Here is a 23,476-nt window from a genome sequence, read left to right on the forward strand (position 1 = left end):
ATTCTTTGTTACTGTTTTTCCAATATGTCGATAAGCTGTTTAGAGTACTTATCTGCTGCTGCGTATTCTGCTGCGAGAGATTTACCCGCTTCTTCCCATGCTTTTTTGTCTGCTTCAGATGGTTCTGGGCTCCATTTCAAACCTTTCGCTTCCATGTCGGCGATTGCCTGAGATTCCCACAGGATAGATTTGGTCATCTGCTCTTGTGCGTGAACGGTGGTAGCAGCGCTGACGATAGCTTGTAGATCGGGAGATAGCTTTGCCCATGCTTTCTTGTTGACCACAATCGGCAGTACCTGTGCGCCAGCCAGAGGTAGCGGGTACATGTATTTCGCAACTTCAACGTGGTTACCGTCGCGGTGGTCAATCATGTTCGAGCCAATTGAACCGTCGATTACGCCTGTAGCCAGAGAGGTGTAGATTTCACTCCAAGCGAGTGAAACAGGTGAAGCTCCAAGGTTTTTCAGGAACTTGCCGTAAGCACCTGGCGCGCGAATTTTCATGCCTTTGAAGTCTTCAACAGACTTAATTTCTTCTTTAGTAATGATGTATACCGGAGGCTGAATGTAAGGATCCAACCACACCAGATTTTGAGAACCATAGGCATCTTTCAATACTTCAGACCAACCCTTTTCGTGGAACAAGGTCGAAAGTTCGCCCACATCGTCAGTACCACCCGGTAAGCCAATCTCGACAACGCCAGCTGGGAGTTCACCCGCGTGCATAGATTGAAATGGTGCACCCATCTGGATCAGGCCAGATTTAACAGCACCCAGAATGCCCTTAGTACCAACGCCTTCGCCTGAATATAAAACCTGTACAGCGATGCGACCGTCAGACATGGTTTCAATATTCTTTGCCAGGTTTTCGTAAACTTGTCCATAAGCCGTTCCACGGCCATAAAGGTTGGCAAAGCGCCAGTTCTGCTCTGCAGCAAAACTTGCCGCTGAAGTAGCCATAGCGCCCAATCCCAGTGTCGCTGCAAGCATACTGCTCAGTAGCTTTTTACCTTTTCCCTTTAGCATAGAAAGTCCTCTTCTAAATGTTTGTCGATTCCGTTTTCGATACTCATATTAAGAGTCGAGTGCTAAAGGAATAGAACCAGTCGGTGACATACGATGGTACCAGTTTAAATTTTTATGCTGGTACCATGAATATTTTCAAACTGGTACTTAGGCGCCGTTTTTTTTGTCGATAGCATTCTTCTCATAGACGAAAGTAAGAGAGTGAATTATGGACAAGGTTTCGAACCAATCCCTGTTAAAGGGAACGTGTGATGCAAGCGATGACGCTATTGCTGTTGTGAACCCAGCAACAAATGAAGTGATTGGCTATGTTCCATCACTACAGCCAGCGCAAATTGAAGGGCTAATTGAGCAGTCCAAACAAGCTCAGAAATTATGGCATGATCGAACCGCGTCAGAGCGCTCCGCCATTTTAAAGCGTTGGTACGATCTGGTTATCGAAAACAGTGATGATCTCGCCCGCATTATGACCTTGGAGCAAGGCAAACCAGTAGCTGAAGCGAAAGGTGAAATTATTTACGGCGCATCATTTATTCAGTGGTTTGCCGAAGAAGCGAAGCGCACATATGGCGATACCATTCCGACACCAGCGGGTAGCAAAAGACTCATGACAATCAAGCAGCCAATTGGTATTGCTGCAGCGATTACACCATGGAATTTTCCGACTGCGATGATCACGCGTAAAGCCGCGCCAGCATTGGCAGCAGGCTGTAGCTTTATTGTCAAACCAGCAAATCAAACTCCGCTTTCTGCCTACGCTATCGCTGAATTAGCTTATCAGGCTGGACTGCCGAAAGAGTTGCTGGTTGTTGTGAACAATCACTCTTCTGTCGCGATTGGCGATCTTTTCTGCCAACACCCAGATATTCAAAAATTGTCTTTCACGGGCTCGACTGGGGTGGGTAGCCAACTGATAAAACAGTGTGCTGACACCATCAAGCGTACATCCATGGAACTCGGCGGAAACGCGCCATTTATTGTGTTTGATGATGCCGATATTGATGAAGCGGTTAAAGGTGCGATCGCCTCTAAATTCCGTAACGCGGGTCAAACCTGTGTCTGCGCAAACCGCTTCTATGTGCAGGATGCCGTATACGACCAATTTGTTGAAAAATTCAAAGCCGCTGTGGCTGAGCTCAAAGTCGGAAACGGTATTGAGCCTGGCGTGACAATTGGGCCACTTATCGACAGCAAAGCGAAAGCACAGGTGATGGGTTATATCGAAACAGCTGTCGCACAAGGCGCGAACGTAGCCTTTGGTGGCGATGACTTGGGTGGATTATACGTACAGCCAACGATTCTGACGGATGTGACTCAGGATATGGATATTGTGCAGACGGAACTATTTGGCCCAGTCGCCCCAATTATCCGTTTTAGCAATGACGAAGAGCTGGTTACGCTCGCCAACGATACGATTTACGGCTTAGCCAGTTACTTCTACACCAATACGCTGACTCGCGCGTTCTCTATCGCCGAAAAGCTGGAATACGGAATGGTGGGAGTGAACGAAGGGATCATCTCAAATGAAGTCGCTCCGTTTGGTGGCGTTAAACAATCTGGTTTTGGCCGCGAAGGTGCAAAACAAGGTATCGATGAATACTTGAACATTAAATACATCTGCCTCGGCGGAATGTAATAAACAACAGACTGACGATAGTTTTAAAGGAACAAGGCTATGACAAATTCACAATGGCAAGAGCGTAAAGAAAAAGTAGTTGCTAAGGGCATGGCAAACCTTAGCGCGGTATACATCGAGAGTGCGAAAAATGCACTTTTGACGGATATCGAAGGCAAAGAATACATCGATTTTGCCGCTGGTATCGCAGTAACGAACACGGGGCATTCTCACCCTCAAATTATTGCAGCAGTAAAAGAGCAACTAGAAAAGTTCAGTCACACTTGTTCAATGGTGACCCCTTACAGCAGCTTTATTGAATTGGCAGAAAAAATCGTCGATGTTGCGCCGGGTGAAGGTGAGAAAAAAGTTGCCTTTTTAACCACGGGCGCGGAAGCGGTGGAAAACGCAGTGAAAGTGGCACGCGCGCATACTGGCCGTAGTGGCGTGATTGCCTTCAAAGGTGGTTTTCATGGTCGTACCAATATGTGTATGGGCCTAACGGGTAAAGTAGCCCCGTACAAAGCAGGCTTTGGTCCTTTTCCTAACGAAATCTATCACTTGCCGTTCCCAAATGAATATCATGGTATCTCTGAGCAACAGAGCTTAGATGCATTGGATGATTTGTTCGCGTGTGATATTGAACCAACTCGCGTTGCGGCGATGATCTTTGAGCCAATTCAGGGCGAAGGTGGTTTTTACCAGGCACCTGCTTCGTGGGCACAAAAGCTGAGAGAAGTTTGTGATAAGCACGGTATCGTTCTTATCTGTGACGAAATTCAGACAGGCTTTGCTCGAACTGGCAAGATGTTTGCTTCAGAATACCTTGGAATCGTTCCCGATATCACTACAATGGCAAAAGGTATCGCTGGTGGATTCCCGCTATCGGGTATTGTTGGTAAAGCTGAGATCATGGATTCAGCAAATCCAGGTGGTTTAGGTGGTACTTATGCTGGTTCACCTTTGGCTTGTGTCGCTGGTATTGAAGTTCTTAACATTATTGAGTCAGAATCTTTGTGTGAAAGAGCGGAGCAGATTGGCCAAACCTTCGCCGAGTTGTTATCTGAGATGCAGAAAGAAGTGCCCCAAATTGGTGATATTCGCCAAGTTGGTGCAATGATCGCAATCGAATTTAACGACCCTGGTACTAAAGCGCCATTACCTGAACTGACGAAAAAGCTGGTTGCAAGTGCAAATAAAGCAGGCGTGGTATTGCTTTCATGTGGCGTAAAAGGAAACGTTATCCGCTTCCTGCCACCGCTAACGATTGAAGATGAACTGATCTGTAAAGGGTTAGATATCATCAAATCTGAGTTGCAGGCTTTAACTCGATAGCTGATAAAACCTTCAAAAGCGGCATTTAACGTGCTGCTTTTGAGTGGTATGGTTTAGTGACCTGAATTCAGGTTAAGTAGTTGAAGCCGGGCATGTGTAAATGGCCGGCGCAGTAAAGGCTAGGTCATTTATGCTCCAGGGTTACATTCACATCGATCCTCTCGATTCTCGTACGTTACAAGAACAAATCAAAAGCAGCATCTCTCAGGCGATATTTGATGGCTTTGTTTCCAAACACCGCAGCCTTGAATCATCACGAAAGCTCGCTCAGTCCCTTTCTGTATCTCGGAACACTGTACTCAGAGTCTATGACCAACTCACCGATGAAGGTTTACTCATTTCGGTAGAGCGAAAAGGCTACTTCGTTAATCCTGAGTTAGAAGTCTCCGAAAAAAAAGCCCCTGAACGCGTACTTGAATCTGAAAGGCAACTGGATTGGGAAAAATACCTGATAGAAGGCGATGAAGCGCATGGCTCAGCCGCGAATAATCTCAAGAATTATCCTTACCTCTTTGTTCATGGTCAGGTCGATGAGGATCTCTTCCCGGTATCCGAGTGGCGAAAATGCAGTATTCAATCACTGAATAAGATCAATCACAAAAGTTGGACTTCCGACGATAATGACTACCACGATCTTATTGAGCAGATTCGAACCCGGGTACTGCCGAATCGCGGAATTTTTGTCGATGCGGATCAGATAGCGTTAACTCATGGTTGTCAGAACAGCTTGTATTTAATCTCCAAACTGTTGGTTTCACGTTATACAAAAGTCGGCTTTGAAAACCCCGGATACCCTGAAGCCCTTCAGCAGTTCAGAGCAAGGCGAGCCAACGTTCAACCGTTAGAAGTCGATAGAGAAGGCATGGTTGTCGACGACAGACTGAACTCCTGTCAGCTTGTTTACACGACACCGAGTAATCAGTTTCCTACGACGGTTAGAATGTCTTCGCAACGAAGAAAACAATTGATGAAAAAGGCTGAACAGGAAGATTTGCTCGTTATTGAGGACGACTTTGAGCATGACATCAACTTTATCAGCGACAAGTGCCCGGCGCTTCGTAGCGAGTACCCGAGTGAGCGTATTATTTATATCTCTAGCTTTTCCTCGATTATCGCACCGGGCTTAAGGTTAGGGTTTATTGTGGCTTCGCCACCGCTTATTAAGCAGATAAGGCAAGTTCAGCAGCGGATGCATAGTTTACCGCCAAAGAACAACTGCCAGACGTTGGCACTTTTCATCAGCCTTGGTTATTACGATTCGTTAATCCAGAAGATGTTGAAGAAATATCGTGAGAAGTGGTTAACCATGGAAAAAGCGTTAAACACTTATTTTCCTCAGTCCGGTGTTATTCCCTCGCTCGCGGGAACCGCATTTTGGATAGATTACCGTGAAGACTTTGATGCCGGTTTACTTGAGGAATTGGCGAAGGCTCATGGCATATTGATAAACAACGGTGCCAAGTATTATACGTGTGAAAAGCGTAATAACAGTTTCCGCCTCAGCTTTCAGTCGATAAAGAATTCTGATATTCGCAGCGGTATCGAGAAGCTCGCTCAATTGGCAAAGAAAATACTACCTATTCCGCGAGTAGAAGATGCAGAAGGCGTTCGCTTAAACGGCAAGCGTATACGAGAGTTACTTTCTGACAGGGTCGTTCTGACAAGAGATTGCTTCAATATCCCATACCGAATCACCTTTCAGGCGGATGGCAAGATGACAGGGGTGTCGGATAGACCGAATGACGCGGATGAAGGTTACTGGTGGATTGAAAATAATCACTTTATGTACCAGTGGCGTAACTGGCAATTTGCGGATGTACGCAGAGTAACGGTTATTTTGGATGGCGATTCTATCAAGCGGTTTGGCGAAGATGGCTACTTTATTGGCGATGCCACGCTGATTGGTGAAACAACTCAAGCCTAGAAACCAGTCAAAAGAACATGGTTGTATATAATCAACCATGTTCAAATTCGACCTGGCTATTTTCTTAATAGCGCTGGGTTTAATTAAACCGGTCCACAGAGAACAGCGACAAGTTAAACTTAGCCGGTTTATCAATCGCCATATCAGCGACCACTTCGCCAATCACACTGGCGAATTTGAATCCATGCCCTGAAAAGCCGGACACTAGCACGACATTGTCGTTATCAGGGTGCTTATCGATAATGAAGTTTTCATCTGGCGTTCGGGTGTACATACAAGTTTTACCAAACTTCAGCGATTCAACGTGGGGCATGTGTTTATCTAGTAGTTGTTGAAGGTCTGCTGAATCTGCTTGGTTGTCGAAAGGCGTGATCTCTGCGTTGGGATCTTGGTCTTCACCTAGATCATGACGGCCTATTTTTAATCCTGCGCCATCAATACTTGGGAATCCGTAATAGATACCCTCTGGCGTCACAAAGGAAAAGGCTGGGAAAGTTCCTTCACCGTAAAGTGCCTCTGGTGCGTTATACCAGGCAAAGGTTTTACGGATAGGGCTGATAGGGAGCTTTATGTCTAGCATATCCAGCAGGTCGTTTGACCATGCACCAACGGAGACGACCAATTTCTTACCCTGAAATGTATTGCCGTTTGCTGTAACCCTGACGCCATCTTCAAGGCGTTCAATGCCAGAGACCTTATGGTGTGTAAGCAGTGTTGCGCCGTGAGCAAGGGCGAGATCACGGTATGCCTGAATGCAATCTTCCACCCTAAGCACGCCTGACGTCGACTCAAAACAACCAATATATTCTGGTGGCAGGTTGAGGCCTTCGAAGCGTTGGTTCGCCTCATCCGCACTTAAAATTTCAAGCGGAAGCTGATGTTTTTTTGCACTGGCAATCAGCATCGAGATAAAAGGTGAGTGCTCATCACCAATGTTAAGAACACCTGTTTTGAGGAACAAAGATTTGCCTGATAACTGTTCTAACTCGCCCCACAATTCTTGCGCTCGTAACGCCAATGGTACGTATTCTTCACCTTCTCCGTATGCATGGCGGATAATGCGGGTTTCACCATGATGACTGGCGTGTGAATGGGGTGGATCAAAAGCATCAAGAAGTAGTACTTTTTTCCCTTGTTTAGCTAAAAAGTAGCCTGTGGACATGCCCATCGATCCTGCACCGACAACAATCACATCGTACTGCATTATTACTCCGTTAACGTTATGTAAAGCTGTCGAAACTCTATCATATTTCAATTGATTGAAAAGTCAGTATTCATATTGATATCAATGTCGATTGCCCTTGACTTGTAGTGCTTTAATCGTTGAGGATTTATCGATAGCCAAAACAATACATCGATTCCCAGGACGCAATATGAACAACTTTACCTACTTCAACCCTACCAAAGTGCACTTCGGTAAAGGTCAAATTTCGACGCTTACAGAAGAAGTGCCACTCGGTAGCAAAATTCTGATCACCTACGGTGGTGGCAGCATCAAAAGTAACGGCGTATACGAGCACGTGATGGCTGCTCTCGATGGTTACACCGTGTTTGAGTTTGGTGGAATCGAACCTAATCCACATTACGAGACATTAGTGAAAGCGGTGGAAATCGCCAAGGAACAAGACATTGATGTCATTCTTGCTGTAGGCGGTGGCTCCGTTATTGATGGCAGTAAGTTCATTAGTGCTGCTGCGTGTTATGAAGGCGATTACTGGGACATCATCGCGACGGGGGGAAGCTGTGTAGAAAGCGCCTTAACGTTAGGCTGTGTGCTGACGTTGCCTGCGACAGGATCAGAAATGAACCGAAACGGCGTGATTACCCGCGCAGAAACACAAGATAAGCTGTCGTTTGGCTCAGAGTATGTTCGCCCGTCCTTCTCTATCCTAGACCCTGAAACCACGTACTCTCTGCCGGCACGACAAATTGCCAATGGTGCTGTCGATACCTTTGTACACATTTTGGAGCAATACCTGACTTACCCAGTGAATGCTAAAGTGTCTGATCGCTTCGCAGAAAGTCTGATGCTTAATGTCTTGGAAGATGGCCCACTGGCTCTTGAAACACCTAACGATTACGAAGTACGTGCAAATCTGATGTGGACCGCGACAATAGCACTCAATGGCACACTGAAGTGTGGTGTCCCTACGGATTGGGCAACGCATGCCATTGGCCATGAGCTGACCGCACTGTATGGATTGGATCATGCGCAGACTTTAGCGATCGTTCTTCCTGCCATGTGGAAATATAAAAAAGCACAAAAACGAGGCAAATTGCTGCAATATGCTCAGCGCGTATTCAACATCACGTCTGGCACAGAAGATGAGCAAATTGATGCTGCCATTCAAAAAACAGAAGCGTTCTTTACCGCAATGGGGAATCCCACCACGCTATCTGCATACGGTTTAGGTGAGAACGACATTCCTGCCGTTAAAGACAAGTTGATTCAACACGGTATGCTGGCAATGGGTGAGCATAAAGACGTCACGCCTGAGGATGCAGTGGAGATATTAAAGCTCGCTTTATAAATACTATCTGTCGCAGTAAATTGTAGGTTACCTTAGCCTGTTTACATACTCGACAGCTTTGTTGGCAATTTATGTTGTCGACTAACAACTTAACCCGTGTTTAGGTTATTCGTACTTCCTTAGACTGTCTGGGGAAGTACGCTCCGACTACAACCGTCTCACCTTAAATTTGATTCTCTATTTAACACCTCTTTCAGCGGCTATATCTACGCATTGCTCACCAACGCGATAGGAAAAACGGCTGTTTATCGGGGTCCTTGGCTTGAATTGTGCTTGTTTTACTCTAATTGAGAACGGTTTTATTTCTCCCCGAATGTGATCCAGTGTCCAGAATCATTTTGTTTAATTTTTGTTATCTAGAGGATTGGAAGTGCTTGTTTTATCAAGATTAGTGAAACGAGGGAGTATGTGAGCTTTGTATTTATATGATTAAAATTGGATTATAAAACAAAGGATTACATATTTTAGGGGAGCGTTATTATAAGAGCTGTCACACGGTAAAGAGCAAAGTAAGCCTTTATGTGTGGGAAAGGAGTAGGGTGTACGCCTTTATTTTCATCCTTGAGTAAAACCTCAAAGGGTGAGGGGCTCCTAGCGATAGCACTTATAATTTTTACTATTGAATCCGCTTACTGTGAATCGAAAACCAAACAAGCAGCAACGAGTAAGTGGAAGCTAGTAGGAGAAAAAACATGAGTGGCTTACAGGAAATACAATCATCTGGTGCGAATGTGATTCTGCATGCTTTTGATTGGAAGTATGCTGACATTGCCCGACGTGCAAAAGAGATCCATGAGCTAGGCTATGGTTCTGTTCTGGTCTCTCCACCAATGAAAAGCGCTAACGATGAACGCTGGTGGCAGCGCTATCAACCTCAAGATTATCGTGTTATCGACAATGCCCTTGGTAACACTCAAGATTTTATCCATATGGTTAATGAACTGGGTCGTTTTGGTGTGCTTGTGTACGCAGACGTTGTGTTCAACCATATGGCGAATGAAGCGCACATGCGCTCAGATCTGCAATACCCAAGCAAAGAGATTTTACAGGAATACCAAAAGAACCCAGAGAAATACCAAGCGCTCAAGCTGTTTGGTGACTTATCTGAGCCACTATTCACTGAAGAAGATTTCGTGAAAGCGTTCGGTATTAAGAACTGGAAAGACAAATGGCAAGTACAAAATGGCCGAATTACTGGAGGACCAGCGGATCCCGGTTTACCGACTTTGCGTGTTTGTGATCATGTTGTTGAGCAGCAACGCGCCTATTTAAAAGCACTGAAAAAGATCGGGGTAAAAGGGTTCCGTATTGATGCGGCTAAACATATGACCCTTGAGCATCTTAAGCTAGTCTGGACCGATGATATTACCCAAGATGTGCACATTTTTGGCGAGATCATTACAGATGGCGGGGCGACCGTCGAAGAGTATCAGCTGTTTCTAGAGCCATATTTACAAGAAACTCGCTTAGGTGCTTATGACTTCCCGTTGTTTACCACCATTTTTAAAGCGTTTTCTAAAAACGGCAGTTTTAAGACGTTAATTGATCCGTATTGTTTCGGTGAGGCACTGTCTCCGGGGCGAGCCATTACTTTTGCAGTGACGCATGACATCCCGAATAACGATGTGTTCCTCGACTTAGTTATGGATGAAGAAGACGAATGGCTGGCGTATGCATATATATTGGGTCGAGATGGCGGTGTTCCTCTGGTTTACACCGATTTAGACACCAGTGGCATTAAAGGTAAAAGTGGCAAACCAAGATGGAAAGATGCATGGAGTGATCCTCGGATGGCCACCATGATTAAGTTCCACAACGCCGTTCATGGTCAACCTATGAAGGTTCTCGAAGGTAACGACGACATGCTGGTGTTAGAGCGGGGGGAGCAAGGTATTGTGGTCCTCAACAAATCATCTCGTCCGCAGTCTTTGTCGCTTGCAACAGAAGGAAATTGGTTAGATATGATGACTGGAAACTCAGTTTCGTCCCAAGATGAGATCAAGGTACCGGCCAAGTCGTCGATGCTACTATTGGCCCAGCTGTAGTGCTCTAAGCTTGTTTAACGTCGATTAATCAAGGCGTTAAACAAGCTATCTATGTGTTGTGATTGTTTCGAACAACAGTATCGTGCCTTAGCTCAGGCGTGACGAGCTTGTTTTCGGTACTGGTTAGGCGACATATTGGTGTGCGAACGGAAAAATCTGGAAAATACTGATTGAGAAGAGAATCGAGTCAGTTCACTGATCTCGTTCATGCTCTTATTGGTTTCGGTGAGAAGTTTGACGGCTCTATCTAACCGGACTTTATTAAAAATATCGGTAAAACACGTATTTTCTATCGTTAACTTTTTATTAAGTGTCCAGCGACTCATTTTTAATTTGTCGCAAACATTATCCAAAATTTTTTGATCGCAAAAAACCAGTTGTTCAGATACTAAAGAACTCACAATATCTTCAACAATAAATGAAAACTTACTTTGATTAATTTCATGATTGACTTTATCTAAATTTATTTTTTGTAGCCTGTAGAGGTTCTCGTTAAAAAAGGCATTTCTTTTGTTTATTTGCGGAGATTTTACAATTAAGTAGTTTTCGTTTTGGCCAAATAAGCATTTAGTATCGAGTTTTTCGTTTGCTGTATGATGCGGAATCAAGTTCGTATGAGTTAACCCTACAGAGTATTTTCCATCTGAAATATACTGGCTAATAATTTCACGAATAAAGACAAAGTTTGATAATGCACTGGAAATCATTTTATTCGGCCCAGTATCAGTATATTTTATCTTCATCGTATCTTGATCTACTTGTACTTCGCACTGGTCGCAACTGCCAATGACGGCGCGGTACTGAATATAGCTACTCATAGCCGACTCTGCAGAAGACTCATTAATGCATAAACTAAATAAATCAGGGAATAATGAATACATGCCCTCTAACCCAGAATCTTTAAAGAATCGCTTTTGGTGAGGCATAAACGTTTCAAGAAGAGCATAATGCGCAGCCGAAGAGATTCGTCCATTCTTTTTATTGAGTTCATATTTGTTAATACCGCAACTTTGTATAATTTTATCTGTATCATGTCCTAATACAGATAGTTGTTGAAGCATTGTAGATGTTAATACATTAGAGACACTGCCATTCATTATTCGTCCTTTATTAAGATTATAAATGAACAAAACCCAACCATTAACATGGTATATCTCTTTTGATATTTTTCCGTTACGGAAAAATGAATTAGTGATCTACTGCTAAAAATATATTTTACTTCGTGAAAAAATAGGAATCGAGATCAGATTCTTACTTCTGATGATCGATTGATGTGGATAGCTAACGTATGGACAACATAAGAACTAAAAAAAGCCCGAAATAAAATTTCGGGCTTTGATCGGTAAACGTGAATTACTCTTTAATAGTCAGAAGATCTTCTTTTGTGACGCCTTCTTCTAATGCAAGCGCGTTCGGAGTTGTTTGACTTACAACAATCTCACTGCTCACAGTAAATTGTACTGATGGTGCTTCGGTGCCAGTCACATCTGAAGACGGCGCGACATAGACGGTGTAAGCGCCTGGTTCAACGATCCATTGATTGTTTTCCGCATCAAAGCTCGCGAGGGTCTGAGCTGGGATCTTGAAAGTCAATGTCTCAGACTGACCAGCGTTCAACAGATCTGTCTTATTGAAGGCTTTGAGCTCGATGGTTGGTTTTTTCAGCTTCACTTCTGGTGCATTTACGTAAACCTGAGCCGCTTCTTTACCAGCCACACTACCGGTATTAGTAATTGTGGTGCTGATGGTAATAGAGCCTGATGCACCACCTTTGGACAACGTATTGGAGACAATCGATGGGTTGCTGTACTCAAAGTTCGTGTATGACAGGCCGTAACCAAATGGGTATGCCGGAGCCTTATCAAACGAAGAGTAATAGCGGTAGCCGACGTAGATACCTTCGTTATATAGAGACTCATCTTCTAGACCGTCCCCATCGGTATCAGCGCCTGGGAACGTATCTGCTGATGGAACATCTGCATAGTTTACTGGCATAGTTTGCGCAAGTTTACCGCTTGGGTTAACTGCACCAGATAGTATATCAGCGACTGCATTACCGGTTTCTTGACCACCCATGTAGGCAAGAACAATAGAGTCTACTTTCTCTGACCAACCAGTCGTTTCAACAAGGCCGTTTACATTGAGGACCACTGTGACCGTTTTGCCTTGTTCGTGGAATGCTGTGGATACGGCATTAATGATCGCCAACTCTTCATTTGTCAGGCGGTAATCACCTTGTTCTGCACTTCGGTCACCACCTTCACCAGCCTGACGGCCGATGGTAATGACTGCCGCATCATCATTTTCAGCCGCGGCGTCGACACGTGCTTGCAAGCTAGCATCAACTTCTGGCTCTAAACAGAATTCAAAAGCACCGATTAGCGCTCCTGTCGATTGTTTGTTGGCTTCGAAGTAGTCGCTGTAGTAGCTTGTAAGTCCTTGGTTAAGCTCAAACTTGTTCTCTAGCGCCGAGGCAATATCTACGATGTAAGCAGCATTCACATCACCACTCCCCGTACCACCTTTGAGGGTATTCACTTGAGTGGTACCAAATGAAGCCACTTTACTACCTGATGCAAGTGGAAGGGCAGAATCTGTATTTTTAAGTAGAATCATACCTTCTGCAGCGGCTTGTCTGGCTAGTGCCGCATGTGCATCAAGATCCGGTGCATCGGAGTAGTTGTAGTTATTGTAAGAAGGGGTTTTCTGCATTTGAGCAAGAATTGCCACAACGCTGTTATCGATCTCTTCTAGTGTCAGCGTACCGTTATTATAAGAGTTAAGAAGATCCGTTTTTACACCGCCTGGTTCAATCAAATCGTTGCCAGCTTTCACTTGCTTGGCCGCTGACTCTACATCTCGTCCGCCTTCGACTTGGCCGGTGAAGTCACTTCTCAATCCAGATACATTACCTGCAAACCAGTCTGACATTGCCAGTCCTTTGAAGCCCCATTCATCTCTCAGGATATCAGTCATCAGATCTTTACGTTGGTTAGCGTATGTACCATTAACCAGGTTGTATGAGCTCATGATTGCCCACGGCTGCGCTTCTTCCACGGCAATCTGGAAACCTCTCAGATAGATTTCACGCAGGGTTCGTGGATCGGCGACCGTGTTATTGAAAAATCGGTTGGTCTCGGCATTGTTTGCGACAAAGTGTTTAATGGTCGCACCAATATTGTTGGACTGGAGCCCGTTCACCATCGCCGCTGCGATTTTGCCTGATAAGACTGGGTCTTCTGAATAGTACTCAAAGTTACGACCAAGAAGTGGGTTACGCTGAATATTCATGCCTGGTGCTAACAAAAAGTCGACGCCATATTCTTTGACTTCGTTACCTTCAGCTTGACCTACTTTTTGAACCAGTTCGGTATCCCATGTCGAAGCCAGCAAGGAGCCAATTGGCCACGCGGTTGCGTAATACGTGTTGCTGTCACCATCACGTAATGGTTGAATTCTTAAACCAGCAGGACCATCAGCCAGTTTCACTGCTGGAATATCCAATTTCTTGTTTTTAACACCGTTGATGTAGCCAGCTACACCTGTCACATCTTTTTCAGGATCGAGATTAATCGCGTCCTGACCTTGATAGGTTGTTAAGTCCATACCCGGGCCAGACAAGATATCCAGTTTTTCGCTGAGGCTAAGTTTTTTCAGCATGGATTCTGCTTTTTTAGTGTACTTAACGCCACTGTCCTGAATTTGTAGATTGTCTTTATCGTTAGCAGCGGTCGCAGTACCTGCTAACCCAAGTGCGACAGCAACGGTGATTAGCTTTGGTAGAGTTTTAAAGTCAGACATAGGGTTTCCTTGTTGTTATTTGAGGTTTCTTACCTAATGAACCTAAGAACGCAGTTGTAAGATGGTTCTGACAAATGACTTTAAAGATTTCAGTGCGTCGACACTTTGCATTTCGGAGAAATATTGTGCATTTTGGGGAAGCATTGAGAAATGTGATATTTATACCAGTTCAGCGAGTAGCGTTTTCACCCTTATCGGTTTAATCACAAGCGCAGCCAGAATTTCGCTTTCATCGCCCGTGCATTCGGAGAGTTTCATGCCGATATTTTGGTTTGGGAGAAAACTTGTTTGATCTGATGAGACAGATCAATCTTAACCATTTTTTCACCTGTCGGTCACATTAGTTCATCTACACTTATTGTTGAATCGGCAGGCACAAGGAGACGGCTATGATTGCAGTTCATCGAGACTATTGTTTATCCAGACGCCCGGATTTACACGCGCATATAGAAGTAAACCCAGTCGGTAAATTAAAAGTCGAAATCGTCGAACTTCAAGAGTGTCACTCGACCGCGTTTGACGATTTGTCTTTTGAAAGCCGCGGCAACGAGACGCGAATTTGCGGTAAAGACAACGCGACTCCTTGGCAATTCAAGCTTGCGGTTTCTGACGCTAGAGAGCTTTCTCATTTAGTCGAGGAAGCGAGTGAAGAATATGAGATTTTAATGAATGATCTTATGTGATTTCGACTTCTAGTGGCGTGTAGTGGTGTTCTAAATATTAAAAACCTCCCTAAATCAGGGAGGTTTTTTTGTTTAGCAAACTACTAGGTTTCTTCCTTGGGAAGGTGCAGTTCGTGAACGTTTTCCCCCTCAAAGGTCTCAGCATATTCTTTTGGTGGCGGAGTCCAACCACGCTCAGAACGAGAAAGATTGTCGTGGCGGTCTTTGCCCATTTCCTCTGCCATCTTTTCCTCTAACTGAATAAACAGCAGGCGATAGTTGTTATCAAAGCGTTTCCCTTCCGAGTCGTCTTCCCACGCTTTGTACAGCATTTCTGATTTACGCTCCTCGACGCGTTTGTAGGTCGCTTTTTGCTGTTCGACATAGAAAGGGTGAATGCCAAGAACATTCATTGTTTGCCCTCCCAATTCTAACGCTGAGTGATAAGTTTCTGACTCAATAATATCTGCTCCCGCCTGCCTCAGAAGGTAGCCATGGCCTCGGTCGAAAGCGCGCGCGAGAATTTTTACCTTCGGGTAGGTGTGTTTTACGTATTTGACTAACTCAACACTGGCTTCTCGGTTGTCGATAGCGACGACAAATGCTGCTGCTTCTTCGATGCCAGCGGTATGAAGCATGTCTGGACGAGTTGCATCACCAAAATAGGCACGAGTACCGATTTGGCGTAAGTTATCAACTTGATCGGCTTGGTGGTCCAGCACCACGGTATTGACCCCATTGGACACCAATAAGCGATTCACTATTTGCCCGAAGCGCCCGATTCCCGCAATGATTACCGTTCCTTTTTCTTCAATCGTGTCACTTTCTCGTTGATTAGACTGACTTTCGAATCGAGGCAGAATGACCTTATCAAACAAAATAAACAGTCCTGGCGTCAGGAACATGGATATCGCGACAACAAGAGACAGGGTTTGTGATAACTCATAAGGGATCACGTGGTTTTGTACTGAGAAGCTGAGTAGTACAAAACCGAACTCACCGGCTTGAGCCAAGCTCAGCGTGAACAACCAGCGGTTACTGCCTTTAACTCGGAAGATGATCCCGAGGCTAAACAGCACTAAGGCTTTTAACACCATGACGCTGAGAGTCAGCGCCAAGATTAACCAGAATTCACCAAACAAAACGGAAAAGTTAATCCCCGCGCCAACGGTGATAAAAAACAAGCCTAGTAATAGCCCTTTAAATGGTTCGATGTTGGATTCAAGCTCATGGCGGAACTCGCTGTTGGCTAACACTACTCCGGCCAAGAAGGTTCCCAGCGCAGGTGATAGGCCAACCAGGCTCATCAGTGCAGCGATACCGATCACTAACATCAGGGCGGTGGCGGTAAAGATTTCGCGCAGCCCTGAGCTGGCAACGTAACTGAGTAGAGGACGGCTCAAATAGTGTCCGCCAACAACGACGATAGCAATCGAAGCGGTTATCACCAGCCCGTACGCCCAGCCTGGTAAATCGGCGACGAGATTTAAATCGTCGTGGTGCTGCGCTGCAGTTTGAGCAGTTTGTTGAGCGAGCTCCACGAGTTCAGGTAATGCGAGAAGTGGAATGAAAGCCAGCATTGGGATAACGGCAATATCTTGAAAAAGAAGCACGGAAAATGCGTTTTTCCCACCATCACTTTTCGTTAAACCTTTTTCGCTGAAAGTTTGCAGTACGATCGCCGTGGAAGAAAGGGCAAAAATCAAACCTATCGCCAGCGAAATGGTCCATGGCTGGTCAAAGTACAAGGCAATCGCCATGATAGCGCCAGTGGTTCCCACAACCTGAAGACCACCTAAACCCATTAAGCGATTACGCATTGCCCAGAGCATTTTAGGTTCGAGTTCCAGGCCGACTAGGAACAACATCATCACAACACCAAACTCAGCAAAGTGCTGAATTGTCGTTGTCTCTTCTCCAACTAAGCCAATAATTGGGCCGATGACAACGCCCGCGATTAAATAGCCTAAGACGGAACCAAGACCAAACCGCTTAGCGAGCGGTACAGCGATGACTGCGGCAAAAAGGTAGACAAAAGCCTGTAAAAATATTCCTGTCATGAGGCTTCCTTAATCAGTTCAGGCAGAGCGCTGTTGAGTTTAATCAGTGAAGCGGCTGCATCAATATCAAGCCTGTCTTCAACCAATGCGGTTAATAGCTTTATGTAGCGTTCCACATGCCGAGGTATCCGGCCTTCTTCTGCTGCGGTGCGAGATCCGAACATCGCCAGAGGGGCGACGTAGTTCATGCCTGTCAGAGCGGACATTTGTTCAATAGGAGCCAGCAGTTCGCGAATCGTGAAATGGTTATAGCCTTCCGCTTTGTAGGCTTCTTCTTTGCCGCCAGCAGAAAGCACACAAAGCATGGTTTTGCCTTGTAACTCAGTACCATCGGTCCCATAAGCAAACCCATATTCTAAAACCAGATCTTGCCACTCTTTTAGAATCGATGGGGTAGAGTACCAATATAGAGGAAATTGAAAAATCACTACGTCATGGTCGCGCAAGCGCTGTTGTTCACGATCGATATTGATATTAAATCGTGGATATTCACCATAAAGATCGACACATGTTACGCCATGTATTTTCTGAGCTTCTTTAAATAGCTTTATATTCACTTCTGAACGATGTTGAGAAGGGTGAGCAAAGAGAATTAATACTTTTTTATTGGTCATGGGGATCCTTGCCAGCTGCTTACCGTTTGAGGAGTAACAACCTGTTTTATATTGGGAACAGGTACGCTGCGTATAGTTACCAAATCTAACTCATAAACTTTAGCCTAGCTAGTTTCTACGTTGGTACTACTTAATCGCATTGGCCTATCAGGATGGTACCTACTCTAATAGTAATTAGTGAACGAGTGGGCTGAGTCTTAATTTTAATTAACGTCGATACAAAAAAGCCGATAGTGATTCACTATCGGCTTTTGCTTTATATTGGATATCGTATCTGATTGACAGAACCCTAGTCGTGAATAGGCACAACCAGAATATCGACTGGTGACTTATTTATTAGATGACGAGAGTAGGAGATAAGTTTGCTCCACAAATCCTGATGGTGACCACAGATCAGTAAGTCGACTTCTTGCTCTTTTATGGTTGTTTCTAGTTTGTCAGCTAAATCGCCAGTACCCACAAAGAAGTGTTTTAGTGGGTAGTCCATATAATCGCTGAATGTTTTTAGACATTCCATCGAATGCTCATTTAGCGGTACATGATCTGGGTTTGCTTTGATATCCACGAGCTCGCGATAAATTTCACCATGAGTACCATCCACATGGATGAATGAAATGTCGGAGTCGAGGTAGTTTGCCATTTCTACTGCTCTATCAATCAGCACTGTGCTTTCATCAGCAAGTTCTAGTGCGACAAGAATATGTTTGTATTTCATAACCACGCCCTTAAGTGGATTATATTCACCCTAAGCATAGTATGGCTTGACAAAAAATTGTGTCGACAAGATCGCGAAACCAGTTAAATGTGTAAATAAAGATCAATAAAAGTAATGAGTTGGAGTGATTTGTTAGTATTGACTGTTCGCTCACTAATTTTGGTTTCGGCGATGCACTGAGTCTCATGATAGCTGCTTATTCACTGTTTAGTCGGAAAGAGCGTGAGGCGGAGGCACAGAGTGCTTTCATGTGTATAAATATTGAGACAGAAATTGATTTTTGTCGCTGTGTTTACTCTTCACTAGTAAATCGAAATTGAAAATAGACTGGTTTAAACGGCCAGAGTAGGACCGTTTTTTACACTGACAATCTCATAGGGCATGCAGTTTCATCGCGTGTCCTTATACCAATATGAGTAAGGTTTGGGAGAGTAAAAGTAAATCTGGACTATCGATTCAATACTTTCTTCGCGCTCTACTTCATTGAGACCTATGCTTTGTAACAACGGCAGTGTTTTTCAATAACCTACATCGGTTCACTGTGGCATAGGTTCTATCTAAAAATAATAGGCTTTGTTATGAAAAATCTATCAAAAATCATCGTCGCAGGCTCGCTATTAAGCTGCGCGACGGTTCAAGCAGCTGGTTTATACTTATACGAAACGAATACAACGGACATCGGTCTCGCATCTGCAGGGATGGCTGCAAGAGCACAGGATGCGTCAGTTATGGCAGCAAACCCTGCTGGTCTGGCAAATGTTTCAGGTCAATCTTTCTCTGGTCACTTAATCAGTCTTTATGGTGATGCACAGCTGGATACATTAGCGGGAGATGCGGGTAACGTAATTGGTTTTGTTCCTATGGGCTCTGCATTTTATAGCCAGAAAGTGAACGAAAAATGGACATTGGGTATCGGTCTATATGGAAACTATGGTCTTGGACTGGGCTACGAAGGGTTGGTGGACAGAACCGTTGCTAAACTAGATATTCCTACCGCGATTACGCAAGCGGTAACTGTCCAGCCGAGTGCTGCTTATCGAATTAATGACCAGTGGTCGGTGGGGGCTGCGCTCGGTATTCAGTATGGTAAATATCAAGTGGAAGCGAACGCCAGCTCGGCAAATAATAATTTCTCATTCGAAGATGATGATACCGATGTTCAGGTCAATGGTCGCTTTGGGGTTCTGTACGAGTTGGTTCCAGGGACGCGTTTCGGCCTATCTTACTCGAGCGAGACTAAGTTTGAGTTTGAAAACTCAGAATCTGTTGCACCTCAACAAGTGATCTTCAGTATTTATCAGCAGATAAATGATAAGTTTGCGTGGATGGGTAACGTGAACTGGCAAGACTGGAGCGAGTACCAAACCACATTGAATGTCGATACTCAGGATACTTATCAGGTCGCTTTTGGTACTCAGTATGAGGTGAATAGCAAAGTGATGTGGAATGCTGGTGTGGCGTTTGATAGCAGCATGTATGAGGATCAGTCGAAGGGGGACATTACTGTTCCTACTGGTGATGCATACCGACTAGGCACAGGCGTTGATTACAACTGGGATGAGAAAAATACAGTAAGCGTCGCATTTGAAGCTGTCATCATTGACTCGTCGGAATCGACGTTGGCGAATGGTACGAAGCTAGCAGGATACAAAGACCCTACGTTGTACTTCCTAAGCTTCGGCTATAGCTGGAAAAATCAATAATAAGAATTAATCGGTACCCCGAGTTTAGATGAAATAAAAACGCAGTGATTGAACTGCGTTTTTATTTATAGCTGATTGGGTAGGCTGAAGCTGCGACGAATTAATTGCTCTCTTTCTTCTCTTCCATCGACTTTTGATATTGATGCTTCAGAATATACATGCGCTTAACGTCTCGATAACCACCATTAATGAAATACTCTTCAATTAAGTGCCCTTCTTCTATAAACCCACACTTTTTATATAAGTGGATTGCAATTTCATTTTCTACTGCGACCAACAGATAAATTTTACGCAGATTGAGGATAGAAAATGAATAATCTAACGCTCTGTGTATCATCTCCATGGCGTAGCCACGGCCTTGGTGCTCCGGCGCAATGATGATCTGAAACTCAGCGCTTCGGTGGATGTAGTTTATCTCGATAAGCTCAACTAAGCCGATAACAATACCGTCAATATCCTCTACAACGAAGCGCCTTTCTGCATCGTCATGAATGTGCTTCCGGTACAGTTCCTCTAGCTCATCGTAAGACTCGTAAGGCTCTTCAAACCAGTAAGCCATAATATTACGGTTGTTATTTAGCTCGTGGATAAAACGAAGGTCCGATCGTTCTAACGCACGCATTTTAAGCCCTTTCGTCATGATACTTCTCCAATGGGAGCAGGTGTTGCTCCTATTCTTATGTGTGAAAATATTAACTTACTATACGGAATTTTATTACTTGTTTTTTTATGATTTGGTGAAGTTTATCCGTGTTGAAAAATAGCAAGGAGAGGGGGTGGAAATAGTAAAAAACTTAATCCTAACGACAAAAAAGCTGATTAGGTAAACGATGCTATTTCATATTAAATACCTCGCATTGACTCATTGTCTAAATCTGAATAAAAGGTATTTTATATGTTTTCAATCGGCGAAGAAGTAGTTGCAACTAAGGGTGTTGACCTAGGTAAAATGGTAGTTAGAGGTGTGAGCAGCGGCGGTTATTACACACACGTAAAAGCGGGCGAAGCGACGTTAACATACCCAACTAAAGACCTTAAGAAAGCATAATTGAATCTGCTCATCTCGCTGGTGCCTGAGTAAGTCTGGAGTCAGCGAGAGTAGGGATAAAGGTAGCGTTTTAGGTCGCTACCTTTTTTTATTTTGGGCTTCATGGTTTATTTCAACGCGGTTTCTACCCGTTTCTTTTGCTTTATATAACGCTAAGTCAGCTCTTTTAATCAGTGGCTCAAACGAATTATCAACACTGCACACTTGAGTAACCCCAATACTGGCAGTTATCGGCATTTCAAGGCCAGAGTGTTTCATGACGGTGCTTTCTAGTGCGTTGCGGATGGTCTCTAATGTATCAAGTGCTTCCTGAGATGATCGTCGTCGAAGGACAATCGCAAATTCTTCGCCTCCAACTCGCGCAAGTAAATCGTAGTCACGCAAATGACCCTTTATGGTATTAACTACGTGAATCAGCGATTTATCGCCAGCATCGTGCCCATACTTGTCATTTAACTTCTTGAAGTGATCTAAATCCAGAATAGCTACGTGGAACTTGATTCCCTGAGTACGGTAGTCTGAAAGGCGGTTTTCAATCTCACGCATGAACTCTCTGCGGTTTGGTATTCCCGTCAGATCATCCGTTTTCGCAAGATGTTCCATTTTCATGACCTGAATATGTAAAGCGATATTCAATGCAATCCAGTTCGCGATACATTGCAGCTGCGAGGCTTGTTCTTTAGTGTAAAAGTGGGTTTGATTGTGGGCGACGTTCAGCGTACCCAAACAAGCTTTGCCGTGCATCAAGGGCGCATCCATACACGTCCCCATTCCGCTTGAAGACAGCATGACACAATCGATTTCATCGGATTGGCTTAAGTCGTCACAAATGATCAATTGCTGAGTATCAAAAGCTCGGCCAACGAAAGACTGAGCGATTGGCACGAGAAAATCTGTCGGGATCGCTTTGTTTCCAGAAAAAGAGTAGACCTTCAAGAAGTCACTATTTTCATACAAAGTAATACTTGCGCGATCAGATTCAAAGATTCGGTGAATCCACTCTGCGACGGTATCAAGTACCTGCTGTAAGGTTTGTGACTGAGCCAAAAAGTGAACAAAGCCGATCGGCAAACATATCGGACTTTCCATGTTTTGCGTCGATAGGTCAGTGGGGGCAAATGTTCTTTCAAGTCTCAATAGCCATCTCCTCGGGCATTCCCTTAATATAAACAATAAGTAACGCTTAGATATTTTCAAGAAAAATATTAACGCTGAATAACATGCGATTAATTTGTCGCCTATTTCACCCTAGTGTTAACGCAAAGTGAGAACTAAATCACTTTATCTGGTGATAGGAATTAATAACCCGAAAGATGTATACAGTAGGAGTAGAGTGACTGTAAATACTACTAAGAAGGTAGACGTAGGAGAATTCTTGGATAGCTTAGCGTAAAAAGTGCCCTTGTTAATGGAGGGAAGAGCACTGCGTTTTCGTTGCTAGATGTTTCGGTACTTATACAAAATAAGTTGGCTAATTTGGGCGATGAGTTGCTCTCTTGCCTGAAGCGACAGCTCGGTTTCTGCCAGATAGATACTGATGTATACCGGTTTATGGTTTTCTTTCCAGATGATGGCGTTAAAGCCAAGTGAACCGTTGCCACCTGCTCCTGAGCGATCGGCAATAGACCAACCCGACGGTAAAACGGAACGCATGAGTGGATCAGACACTTTATTGTCTTGCATCCATATCTTTAATTGAATGCGAGATTCATAAGAGAGCGCATCACCATCGATCAGTGTTTCAAGAGTGTTTACCATAGCGTTAGGCGTTGTCGTGTCATGCTTATCGCCCGGCATAGCTTCGTTGACGCTCGGTTCCGCGCTGTCGAGTCTGGTGGCTTTGTCTCCAATGGTACGCAGGAAAAGCATGACCGACTTAGGCCCGCCGATTTCACTCAGTACGAGATTCGTCGCTGTGTTATCGTTCATCAACATCGCGGCTTCGCAGGCATGCTCGATACGGACATTCTGCCCAGCCAGTTTATCCATGATGGGAGACCACATCACCATATCTCGTTTTTCTACAATCGCGGTGGCATTTTTTTTGAGGATACCGGTATCCATCTCACTCAGCATGGTTGCGCAAGCTAACGTCTTAAAGGTTCCGACTAAAGGAAATCGTTCGTCACCACGATAAGCCCAGTGTTTATCGGTCTGAGTATCCCAGACGGCGATCCCAATACGTCCGGAGATCTGTTGCTCAAGAAGAGAAACGTCTTCATGTAGTTTCGATGCGTGACTTAAAGGTGAGGCGACCATCAGCGCAAGCAAAAAAAATAACTTTTTCATGAGTGATTATCTTTATTAATTTTTCTGGTTCGCATTGATGCGAAATCAACCGTGACTATAGCGATGGAGTGCGCTAACGACTGTTAAATCCCTGTAGATTTTTTGTAGA

Annotated in this window: 18 protein-coding genes; 8 read left to right on the forward strand and 10 right to left on the reverse strand. The window is 44.4% G+C overall.

All coding sequences use genetic code 11. From position 1 onward, the window contains the following. Nucleotides 1-8: 8 nt before the first annotated feature. The gene (locus VER99_RS20300) at nt 9-1,025 is read right to left on the reverse strand and encodes a TRAP transporter substrate-binding protein (RefSeq protein ID WP_020335350.1); all 1,017 of its coding nucleotides are present in this window, start codon (nt 1,023-1,025) and stop codon (nt 9-11) included. Between the two features lie 208 nt (nt 1,026-1,233). Between VER99_RS20300 and VER99_RS20305 the strand changes: the two genes are divergently transcribed. The 3 genes from VER99_RS20305 (at nt 1,234) to pdxR (ending at nt 5,899) form a co-directional block, all read left to right on the forward strand. After that, entirely contained in the window at nt 1,234-2,661 is a 1,428-nt protein-coding gene (locus VER99_RS20305) for an NAD-dependent succinate-semialdehyde dehydrogenase (protein WP_020335349.1), read from the forward strand. Nucleotides 2,662-2,700: 39 nt separating this feature from the next. Beyond that, nucleotides 2,701-3,975 carry a 4-aminobutyrate--2-oxoglutarate transaminase gene (gene gabT / locus VER99_RS20310; RefSeq protein WP_020335347.1) on the forward strand — a complete coding sequence of 425 codons (1,275 nt, stop codon included), beginning with the start codon at nt 2,701-2,703 and terminating at the stop codon, nt 3,973-3,975. A gap of 130 nt (nt 3,976-4,105) precedes the next feature. Beyond that, the gene (pdxR, locus tag VER99_RS20315) at nt 4,106-5,899 is read left to right on the forward strand and encodes a MocR-like pyridoxine biosynthesis transcription factor PdxR (RefSeq protein WP_020335346.1); all 1,794 of its coding nucleotides are present in this window, start codon (nt 4,106-4,108) and stop codon (nt 5,897-5,899) included. A gap of 79 nt (nt 5,900-5,978) precedes the next feature. Here pdxR and solA read toward each other — a convergent pair whose 3' ends face one another. Next, nucleotides 5,979-7,103, reverse strand: a complete 1,125-nt coding sequence (gene solA / locus VER99_RS20320; RefSeq protein WP_020335344.1) for an N-methyl-L-tryptophan oxidase — start codon at nt 7,101-7,103, stop codon at nt 5,979-5,981. A gap of 169 nt (nt 7,104-7,272) precedes the next feature. Between solA and VER99_RS20325 the strand changes: the two genes are divergently transcribed. Further along, nucleotides 7,273-8,430, forward strand: coding sequence for an iron-containing alcohol dehydrogenase (locus VER99_RS20325; RefSeq protein ID WP_020335343.1), 1,158 nt, complete (start codon nt 7,273-7,275; stop codon nt 8,428-8,430). Between the two features lie 692 nt (nt 8,431-9,122). Then, complete coding sequence (locus VER99_RS20330; protein WP_020335341.1) at nt 9,123-10,475, forward strand: alpha-amylase family protein; 1,353 nt, start codon at nt 9,123-9,125, stop codon at nt 10,473-10,475. 92 nt (nt 10,476-10,567) lie between these two features. On the opposite strand, the gene VER99_RS20335 is transcribed toward VER99_RS20330, so the two are convergent. Continuing rightward, complete coding sequence (locus tag VER99_RS20335) at nt 10,568-11,572, reverse strand: helix-turn-helix domain-containing protein (protein ID WP_020335340.1); 1,005 nt, start codon at nt 11,570-11,572, stop codon at nt 10,568-10,570. A 256-nt stretch (nt 11,573-11,828) separates the two neighbouring features. Beyond that, nucleotides 11,829-14,276 (reverse strand): glycoside hydrolase family 3 protein, encoded by a 2,448-nt coding sequence (locus VER99_RS20340; RefSeq protein WP_020335339.1) that lies wholly within the window; start codon nt 14,274-14,276, stop codon nt 11,829-11,831. Nucleotides 14,277-14,665: 389 nt separating this feature from the next. Between VER99_RS20340 and VER99_RS20345 the strand changes: the two genes are divergently transcribed. Then, nucleotides 14,666-14,959, forward strand: a complete 294-nt coding sequence (locus VER99_RS20345; RefSeq protein WP_014234702.1) for a hypothetical protein — start codon at nt 14,666-14,668, stop codon at nt 14,957-14,959. Between the two features lie 83 nt (nt 14,960-15,042). Here VER99_RS20345 and VER99_RS20350 read toward each other — a convergent pair whose 3' ends face one another. From VER99_RS20350 to VER99_RS20360, 3 genes are all read right to left on the reverse strand, one after another. After that, nucleotides 15,043-16,998 (reverse strand): monovalent cation:proton antiporter-2 (CPA2) family protein, encoded by a 1,956-nt coding sequence (locus tag VER99_RS20350; protein ID WP_020335338.1) that lies wholly within the window; start codon nt 16,996-16,998, stop codon nt 15,043-15,045. Further along, nucleotides 16,995-17,612, reverse strand: a complete 618-nt coding sequence (locus VER99_RS20355) for an NAD(P)H-dependent oxidoreductase (RefSeq protein WP_020335337.1) — start codon at nt 17,610-17,612, stop codon at nt 16,995-16,997. The genes VER99_RS20350 and VER99_RS20355 overlap by 4 nt, the downstream gene beginning before the upstream one ends. A 289-nt stretch (nt 17,613-17,901) precedes the next feature. Beyond that, a complete protein-coding gene (locus tag VER99_RS20360; RefSeq protein ID WP_014234689.1) occupies nt 17,902-18,327 on the reverse strand; it encodes a universal stress protein in 426 nt (141 codons plus the stop codon). A 578-nt stretch (nt 18,328-18,905) separates the two neighbouring features. On the opposite strand from VER99_RS20360, the gene VER99_RS20365 reads away from it, so the two are divergent. Then, nucleotides 18,906-20,030, forward strand: a complete 1,125-nt coding sequence (locus tag VER99_RS20365) for an OmpP1/FadL family transporter (protein ID WP_020335336.1) — start codon at nt 18,906-18,908, stop codon at nt 20,028-20,030. Between the two features lie 100 nt (nt 20,031-20,130). Here the strand turns inward: VER99_RS20365 and speG are convergent, their stop codons facing one another. Further along, the gene (gene speG, locus VER99_RS20370) at nt 20,131-20,670 is read right to left on the reverse strand and encodes a spermidine N1-acetyltransferase (protein ID WP_014234687.1); all 540 of its coding nucleotides are present in this window, start codon (nt 20,668-20,670) and stop codon (nt 20,131-20,133) included. 255 nt (nt 20,671-20,925) lie between these two features. Between speG and VER99_RS20375 the strand changes: the two genes are divergently transcribed. After that, nucleotides 20,926-21,078 carry a hypothetical protein gene (locus VER99_RS20375; protein WP_014234686.1) on the forward strand — a complete coding sequence of 51 codons (153 nt, stop codon included), beginning with the start codon at nt 20,926-20,928 and terminating at the stop codon, nt 21,076-21,078. A gap of 78 nt (nt 21,079-21,156) precedes the next feature. Here VER99_RS20375 and VER99_RS20380 read toward each other — a convergent pair whose 3' ends face one another. Next, nucleotides 21,157-22,167 carry a sensor domain-containing diguanylate cyclase gene (locus VER99_RS20380; RefSeq protein ID WP_020335335.1) on the reverse strand — a complete coding sequence of 337 codons (1,011 nt, stop codon included), beginning with the start codon at nt 22,165-22,167 and terminating at the stop codon, nt 21,157-21,159. A gap of 348 nt (nt 22,168-22,515) precedes the next feature. After that, a complete protein-coding gene (gene blaCARB, locus VER99_RS20385) occupies nt 22,516-23,367 on the reverse strand; it encodes a CARB/PSE/RTG family carbenicillin-hydrolyzing class A beta-lactamase (protein WP_020335334.1) in 852 nt (283 codons plus the stop codon). Nucleotides 23,368-23,476 lie beyond the last annotated feature (109 nt).

Source organism: Vibrio natriegens NBRC 15636 = ATCC 14048 = DSM 759 (assembly GCF_035621455.1).
Classification (GTDB): Bacteria; Pseudomonadota; Gammaproteobacteria; order Enterobacterales; family Vibrionaceae; genus Vibrio; species Vibrio natriegens.